7 protein-coding genes are annotated in these 7,736 nt (G+C 67.2%); 5 read left to right on the top strand and 2 right to left on the bottom strand.

Annotation, left to right across the window (positions count from 1 at the left end):
* Window positions 1-186, top strand: a 186-nt coding sequence (locus AC1DVA_RS05715) for an IS3 family transposase (protein ID WP_476805288.1), incomplete at its 5' end; no start/stop codon positions are given.
* A 143-nt stretch (window positions 187-329) separates the two neighbouring features.
* Here AC1DVA_RS05715 and AC1DVA_RS05710 read toward each other — a convergent pair.
* Window positions 330-890, bottom strand: coding sequence for a DUF4337 domain-containing protein (locus AC1DVA_RS05710; RefSeq protein WP_476805287.1), 561 nt, complete (start codon window positions 888-890; stop codon window positions 330-332).
* 65 nt (window positions 891-955) lie between these two features.
* The gene (locus AC1DVA_RS05705) at window positions 956-1,882 is read right to left on the bottom strand and encodes a tyrosine recombinase XerC (RefSeq protein WP_476805296.1); all 927 of its coding nucleotides are present in this window, start codon (window positions 1,880-1,882) and stop codon (window positions 956-958) included.
* Window positions 1,883-2,146: 264 nt separating this feature from the next.
* Between AC1DVA_RS05705 and AC1DVA_RS05700 the strand changes: the two genes are divergently transcribed.
* The 4 genes from AC1DVA_RS05700 (at window position 2,147) to AC1DVA_RS05685 (ending at window position 7,694) form a co-directional block, all read left to right on the top strand.
* Window positions 2,147-4,351, top strand: a complete 2,205-nt coding sequence (locus AC1DVA_RS05700) for a primosomal protein N' (protein WP_476805286.1) — start codon at window positions 2,147-2,149, stop codon at window positions 4,349-4,351.
* Window positions 4,352-4,558: 207 nt separating this feature from the next.
* On the top strand, window positions 4,559-5,128 hold the full coding sequence (locus AC1DVA_RS05695) for a F0F1 ATP synthase subunit delta (RefSeq protein ID WP_265051432.1): 570 nt from the start codon (window positions 4,559-4,561) through the stop codon (window positions 5,126-5,128).
* Window positions 5,128-6,660: a F0F1 ATP synthase subunit alpha gene (gene atpA, locus AC1DVA_RS05690; protein ID WP_476805285.1), complete on the top strand. Its 1,533-nt coding sequence runs from the start codon at window positions 5,128-5,130 to the stop codon at window positions 6,658-6,660. Before AC1DVA_RS05695 ends, atpA begins: the two co-directional genes overlap by 1 nt.
* A gap of 164 nt (window positions 6,661-6,824) precedes the next feature.
* On the top strand, window positions 6,825-7,694 hold the full coding sequence (locus tag AC1DVA_RS05685; RefSeq protein WP_476805284.1) for a F0F1 ATP synthase subunit gamma: 870 nt from the start codon (window positions 6,825-6,827) through the stop codon (window positions 7,692-7,694).
* The last annotated feature ends 42 nt before the right edge of the window (window positions 7,695-7,736 follow it).

Genomic DNA, 7,736 nt, shown 5'->3' with positions numbered 1-7,736 from the left:
CACTACGACAGCCACGACCAGCTCGATCGTCACCTCCAGGACTTCGTCTCAGCTTACAATTTCGGCCGGCGCCTGAAGACCCTCAAAGGCCTCACGCCCTACGAGTTCATCTGCAAGCGCTGGACTTCAGAGCCGGAACGATTCACCCTCGATCCAATCCACCAAATGCCGGGACTAAACAACTAGGTTCTGACGTGTTTCCACGGAAACACGGGTCATCCCGGACGTAGCGAAGCGGAGATCCGGGATCCATGCCCGAGCCTCCGTCGGCAACGTCCCGGCATGGATCCCGGATCAAGCCGGGATGACGGCGAGGTTTCGTCTTTCCCTCAGAACAGCGCCGTCGGGGCGAACTGCGCCAGGGCCATCAGCGCGAAGCCCGCAAGGCCGAGCGCGACACCCGTCCAGGCGAGCAGGACGACGCCGGTGATGATCGCTGCCGATGAGATCACGATCGCGATCTGGATCAGGCCGGACGCGATGTCGAACTTGTCGTCGCGCGCGGCGGCGATGTCGCGCTGCGCCTCGGCAGCCTTGGCGCGGGCGGCGAGTTCCTTGCGGCCCTCCTGGGTCTCGGGCTCGGAATCATAGCGCGCGACGGTCTGCTTCCAGCTCTCGATGCGCTTGGTCAGCCGCTGACGGGCGGCCTCGTCGGTGGCGCCGGCAAGCTCGACCTCCATCGCCTCGGCGGCGGTGCGCACCGCCGTCCCCCGGATCGTCTTGGCCTGGAAGAAGGCCCAGAGATTGGAGGCCTCGATGTTCTTGGCGACCGCCTCCTGCTCGGCATTCTTGCCGCCGATCTCTGAGAAGGCGAGCATCAGCGCCAGCAGCGCGATCAGGAGCGCGATGCGCTTGTTGCCGCCCTCGGGCGTTTCGACGGAGCCGGACACGAATCACCTCGCAGGGCCGATATTGGCGGGCGCTGTTTAAGGCTTTCCGTTAAGTCAGCAACAGCTCAGCGCCCGGCGCGTGGATGGGCGGCGTCATAGGCCGCCATCAGCCGCGTCGAATCGATGCGGGTGTAGATCTGCGTCGTCGAGAGCGAGGCGTGGCCCAGCAACTCCTGGATGGCGCGCAGATCCCCGCCGCGGCCGAGCAGATGCGTCGCGAAGGAATGGCGCAGCGAGTGCGGCGTGGCGGAGGAAGGCAGGCCTAGCGCGCCGCGCAGGCCCTCGACCGCGAGCTGGATGATGCGGGGCGAGAGCGGCCCGCCCTTGGCGCCGACGAAGAGCGGGCCCTCGTGTGGCAGGCGCCAGGGGCAGAGCTTGAGATACTCGGCGATGGCCGTGATCACGACCGGCAGCACCGGCACCATGCGTGTCTTGTTCCCCTTGCCGATCACGGTCAGCGCGTCGCCGGCATTCTGCGGCGCCTGCGAACGAGCGAGCGAGAGCGCCTCCGAGATACGCAGCCCGCTGCCATAGAGCAGGCCGAGCACGGCGGCATCGCGGGCGAGGACCCACTGCTCGCGCTCCTCTCCGGCGCGGGTATCGGCCTGCGTGACGGCGCGGGCGGCGCTGGGCTCGAGCGGGCGCGGCAGCGATTTGCCCAGCCGCGGCCCGCGCGTCGCGGCGAAGGCGGCGGCGGTGAGCTTGCCGTTGCGCTCGCCGAAGCGGGCGAAGGAGCGCAAGCTGGCGAGCTGGCGCATCAGAGTGCGGTTGCCGACGCCGTCGCGGCGGCGCTGGCCGAGGAAGGCGCGCAGGTCGACGGGCTTCAGCGCGGCGATATCCGAGAGCGAAGGCGCGCCGCCGAGATGCGCGGTCAGGAACGCCGTGAACTGGCCGAGGTCGCGGCCATAGGCCTCCAGCGTCTTGGGCGAGAGGCGCCGCTCGGACAATAGGTGGGAAAGCCAGTCCCGTCGGAAGCTGTCGAAATCGGTCATGGTGTACTCGTCATGCCCGGGCTTGACCCGGGCATCTCTTCCCGCGCCTGCCTGTCCCGAGATGGTCGGGTCAAGCCAGACCATGACGCTCCCGCCTTAACAGGTCGCGAATCGATGCTAGACACTGCGGGAGAAACACGCCGTCATCCCGGACAAGCCGCGCGAGCGGCGCCGATCCGGGATCCATCGCAGAGCACCGCGCCCTATGATGGATCCGGAGCTCCGCTTCGCTCCGTCCGGGATGACGGCGGTGGTAGTTTGGCGATGGCGCAGTTCGATTTGATCGATGACGAAACGACAGCGGCGGATCAGGGCGGCACGGTCGACGTGCTGATTCCGCTCGGGCTCGACCAGGCCTACAGCTATGCCGTGCCGGCGGGGCTCGTCCTCCAGCCCGGCGATGTCGTGCAGGTGCCGCTCGGGCCGCGCGAGATCGTCGGTGTCGTCTGGGAGGCCGGCTCGGGGCGCGGCGGCAATCTCAAGAAGGTCACCGGCAAGCTCGACATGCCGCCGCTCGATCCGGCACTGATGAAGCTGGTCGACTGGGTGGCGTGGTACACGCTTGCGCCCAAGGGCTCGGTTCTGGCGCTGGCGCTGCGCCGGCCGCCGGACGATACGCCGGAGCGGCCGAAGCTCGGTGTCAGGCTCGTCGGCCCGCCGCCCGGCCGGATGACGCCGGCCCGCGCCCGCGCAATGGCCGCCGCCGAAGGCGGGTTGCTGATCGCGAAATCGGCGCTGGCCGAGGCGGCGTCGGTCAGTTCCGCCGTGATCGATTCCCTCGTCGATGCCGGCACCTTCGCCGTCGAGCCGCTGCCGCGCGAGGCGATCGCGGCCGCGCCCGATCCGAACCATGCCGTGCCCGAGCTGTCCGACGGACAGGGCGCGGTTGCGCAGGCGCTGGTCGCATCCGTCCAGGCGAAGACGTTCGGCGTCTCGCTGCTCGAAGGCGTGACGGGCTCGGGCAAGACCGAGGTCTATTTCGAGGCGGTGGCCGAGGCGATCCGGCAGGGCCGCCAAAGCCTGATCCTGATGCCGGAAATCGCGCTGACGGCACAGTTCATCGATCGTTTCGAGGCGCGTTTCGGCGTCCGGCCGGGGCTATGGCATTCGGCCGTCACCGGCCGCAAGCGCGAGCGGCTGCAGGCGGCGATCGCGAGTGGCGAGGCGAAGGTGGTGGCGGGCGCGCGCTCGGCGCTGTTCCTGCCCTATAAAGACCTCGGCCTCATCGTCGTCGATGAGGAGCACGAAGCCGCCTACAAGCAGGAGGACGGCGTCTCCTACCATGCCCGCGACATGGCGGTGGTGCGCGGCCGCATCGAGAACGCGCCGGTCGTGCTGGCTTCCGCCACGCCGTCGCTTGAAACCCGCGTCAATGCCGAGCGCGGACGCTACGCCCATCTCAAATTGCCGGAGCGCTTCGGCGGGCGCGAACTGCCTGTGCTCGGCCTCGTCGATCTGCGCCGGGACAAGCCGGAGCGCGGACGCTGGCTGTCGGGCGCGCTGGTCAAGGCGATCGAGGCCAATATCGAAGCCAAGGAGCAGTCGCTGCTCTTCCTCAACCGGCGTGGCTATGCGCCGCTGACCCTATGCCGGGATTGCGGCCATCGCTTCCAGTGCCCGAACTGCACGGCCTGGCTGGTCGACCATCGCTTCCGCCGGGCGCTGGTCTGTCATCATTGCGGCCATGTCGAGCGCCGGCCGCATGAATGCCCGGCCTGCCACCAGCCCGAGAGCCTGATGGCCTGCGGGCCGGGCGTCGAGCGGCTGGCCGAGGAGGTCGCGACGCTTTTTCCACAGGCGCGTTCGATCGTGCTCTCCAGCGATTTTCCGGGCGGAACCGAGCGCCTGAAGACGGAGCTGATGGCGGTGGCCGAGGGCGCGTTCGACATCGTCATCGGCACGCAGCTCGTCGCCAAGGGCCACAACTTCCCCGGCATGACGCTGGTCGGCGTCGTCGATGCCGATCTCGGCCTGACCTCGGGCGATCCGCGCGCGGCCGAGCGCACTTTCCAGGCACTGCGGCAGGTCACGGGCCGCGCAGGGCGGGGCGAGAAACCCGGCCGCGCCCTGCTTCAAACGCATGACCCTGAGCATCCCGTGCTTAAGGCGCTGATCTCCGGCGACCCGGAGCGCTTTTATGCCGCAGAGGAGGCCTCGCGGGAGGCGGCGGGGCTGCCGCCCTTCGGCCGGCTTGCGGCGCTGATCGTCTCGGCGAACAGCCAGGCCGAGTCCGAAAGCCATGCCCGCACGCTGGCGCGCTGCGCCGACGCTGGGGCCGGAATCATGGTGCTGGGGCCGGCTGAAGCGCCCCTGGCGGTGCTGCGCGGGCGCCATCGCATGCGTCTGATCGTCAAGACGGCACGCGAGATCAACCTGCAGGACTATCTCCGCGCCTGGCTGAAGCGGGCGCCCAAGCCCAAGGGTTCGGTCCGGGTCGCGATCGACGTCGATCCGCAAAGCTTCCTTTGAAGAGCTGAAAGCCACGGCAAAATCGCCGCTTACGATGGCGAACTAGCGATTGCGTGGCCCGGAACCGCATGCTAGTGCACCGCCACATTTCGGTCGCGAAGTCGTCTTGTCGACTTTGCGCCTAAGATACTCGCAGTGTCGGGACCACGCACTCCACCTTCTCCGGAAGGTCGCCGGTGCAGTCCCTTGAAACGAGAGACGGGAAGCGTGGCAGAAGGCGGATCGCAGGGGACATTGGTGTCGGGCGTAGCTCAGCGCTATGCCACCGCTCTGTTCGAGTTGGCTGAGGAGACGGGTGCGATCGACACCGTCGCCGCCGCACTCGATGCCTTCAACGGCCTGCTCGCCGAGAGCGCCGATCTCACCCGCCTGATCGAGAGCCCGGCCTTCACCGCCGAGGAGCAGGTCGCGGCGATCAAGGCCGTGCTCGAGAAGGCCGGCATCACCGGCATCGCCGCCAATTTCATCGGACTCGTGGCCAGCAAGCGCCGTCTCTTCGCGCTGCCGGGCATGATCGCCGGCTACAAGCGCCTGGTCGCCGAGGCCAAGGGCATCGTCTCCGCCGAGGTGACGGTCGCCGAGCAGCCCACGGCCAAGCGCGTCGACGAGATCCGCGCGGCGCTCAAGGGCGTCGCCGGCAAGGATGTCGACGTTTCGATCAAGGTCGATCCGACGCTGATCGGCGGGCTCATCGTCAAGATGGCCTCGCGGATGGTCGACGCCTCGCTGAAAACCAAGCTCAATTCAATTCGTCTTGCCATGAAAGAGGTCGGCTGATGGACATCCGCCCCGCTGAAATCTCCGCCATCCTGAAGGCTCAGATCTCGAATTTCGGCTCGGAAGCTTCGGTGACCGAAGTCGGCCAGGTTCTCTCCGTCGGCGACGGCATCGCCCGCGTCTATGGCCTCGACAAGGTCCAGGCCGGCGAGATGGTCGAGTTCGAATCCGGCGTGCGCGGCATGGCGCTCAACCTCGAGAGCGACAATGTCGGCGTCGTGATCTTCGGTTCCGACCGCGAGATCAAGGAAGGCCAGACCGTCAAGCGCACCGGCGCCATCGTCGACGTTCCCGTCGGCAAGGAGCTGCTCGGCCGCGTCGTCGACGCCCTCGGCAATCCGATTGACGGCAAGGGCCCGATCAAGGCCAAGGCCCGCGCCCGCGTCGACGTCAAGGCGCCCGGCATCATCCCGCGCAAGTCGGTGCACGAGCCGATGGCGACAGGCCTCAAGGCGGTCGACGCCCTGATCCCGATCGGCCGCGGCCAGCGCGAGCTGATCATCGGCGACCGCCAGACCGGCAAGACCGCCTTGGCGCTCGACACGATCCTCAACCAGAAGCCGCTGAACGTCGAAGGCGCCCCGGAGAGCCAGAAGCTCTATTGCGTCTACGTCGCTGTCGGCCAGAAGCGCTCGACAGTCGCCCAGCTTGTGAAGGTGCTCGAAGAGCGCGGCGCGATGGAGTATTCCATCGTCGTGGCGGCCACCGCCTCGGACGCCGCCCCGATGCAGTTCCTGGCGCCCTTCGCCGGTTGCGCCATGGGCGAGTTCTTCCGCGACAACGGCATGCACGCCGTCATCATCTATGACGACCTGTCGAAGCAGGCCGTTGCCTACCGCCAGATGTCGCTGCTGCTGCGCCGTCCGCCGGGCCGCGAGGCCTATCCAGGCGACGTGTTCTATCTCCACTCACGCCTGCTCGAGCGCGCGGCGAAGATGGGTGAGGCCGCCGGCCTCGGCTCGCTGACGGCGCTGCCGGTCATCGAGACGCAGGCGAACGACGTGTCCGCCTATATCCCGACTAACGTGATCTCGATCACGGACGGCCAGATCTTCCTTGAGACCGACCTGTTCTACCAGGGCATCCGCCCGGCGGTGAACGTTGGCCTCTCGGTGTCGCGCGTCGGCTCTGCGGCGCAGACCAAGGCGACGAAGAAGGTCGCCGGCAAGATCAAGGGTGAGCTCGCCCAGTATCGCGAGATGGCGGCTTTCGCCCAGTTCGGCTCGGACCTCGACGCGGTCACGCAGCGCCTGCTCAACCGTGGCGCCCGCCTGACCGAGCTCCTCAAGCAGCCGCAGTTCTCGCCGCTGAAGATGGAAGAGCAGGTCGTCGTGATCTATGCCGGCGTGAACGGCTATCTCGACGCGCTGCCGGTCAACAAGGTCCGCGCCTTCGAGGACGGCCTGCTGTCGCTGGTCCGCTCGAAGCATGCCGATATGCTCAACGAGATCGGCACGAGCAAGGACCTGTCGGACGCCAACGCCGCCAAGCTCAAGGATATCGTGACGAACTTCGCGAAGTCCTTCGCCTAAGGCGGGACTTTCCGCCATGGTCGACCTTGTGCCGACCATCCACGCCTTGCGACCGATCGAGCAAGGCAGGCGGGGTTGAAGACATGGGTGCCCGGGACAAGCCCGAGCATGACGGAATGAGACGTAGATGGTCAGTTTCGACCATGACGGGGTGAGAGCGCCAAATGCCTTCTTTGAAGGACCTTAGAAATCGCATCGCTTCGGTGAAGTCGACGCAGAAGATCACCAAAGCCATGCAGATGGTCGCGGCGGCGAAGCTGCGCCGCGCGCAGTCGGCCGCCGAAGCCGCGCGCCCCTATGCCGAGCGCATGGAGACGGTGCTGTCGAACCTCGCTTCCGGCGTGTCCGGTTCGAGCGCGCCGCGCCTGATCGCGGGCACGGGCTCTGACAAGGTGCATCTGCTGCTGGTGGCGACCGCCGAGCGCGGCCTGTGCGGCGCCTTCAATTCCTCGATCGCGCGCCTCGCCCGCGACAAGGCACTGGCGCTGAAGGCCGAGGGCAAGACGGTCAAGATCATCTGCATCGGCAAGAAGGGCTACGACATCCTGCGCCGGCAGTTCGCCAACGATATCATCGAGTTCATCGACCTGCGCGAGTTCAAGCAGGTCGGCTTCGTCAATGCCGAGGCGATCGCGCAGAACGTGCTGGCCCGCTTCGCCAATGGCGAATTTGATGTCGCGACGGTGTTCTTCTCCAAGTTCCGCTCGGTGATCGCCCAGATCCCGACGGCGCAGCGCATCATTCCGGCGGAGATCCCGGAAGGTACCAAGCAGACCGACGCCGTCTACGACTACGAGCCGGAAGAGGGCGAGATCCTCGAGGCCCTGCTGCCGCGCAACCTGACCGTCCAGATCCTGCGCGCGCTGCTCGAGAACGCCGCCTCCGAACAGGGGGCGCGCATGTCGGCGATGGACTCCGCCACGCGCAACGCCGGCGAGATGATCAAGAAACAGACGCAGCTCTACAACCGCTCGCGCCAGGCGATGATCACGAAGGAACTGATCGAGATCATCTCCGGCGCGGAAGCGCTATAACCGCCTAGACTTCTGCCGGCGGTTCCGCCGCCGGCTGCCGCT

The sequence above is a fragment of the Allobosea sp. P4_C6 genome (genome assembly GCF_056402015.1).
This window is presented reverse-complemented; position numbering and strand designations above follow the sequence as displayed.

Excerpts from the sequence above, each read along its gene's own strand:
- AC1DVA_RS05705 (WP_476805296.1), bottom strand. The coding sequence starts at position 1,882 with ATGACCGATTTCGACAGCTTCCGACGGGACTGGCTTTCCCACCTATTG.
- AC1DVA_RS05700 (WP_476805286.1), top strand. The coding sequence starts at position 2,147 with ATGGCGCAGTTCGATTTGATCGATGACGAAACGACAGCGGCGGATCAG.
- atpA (WP_476805285.1), top strand. The coding sequence starts at position 5,128 with ATGGACATCCGCCCCGCTGAAATCTCCGCCATCCTGAAGGCTCAGATC.
- AC1DVA_RS05685 (WP_476805284.1), top strand. The coding sequence starts at position 6,825 with ATGCCTTCTTTGAAGGACCTTAGAAATCGCATCGCTTCGGTGAAGTCG.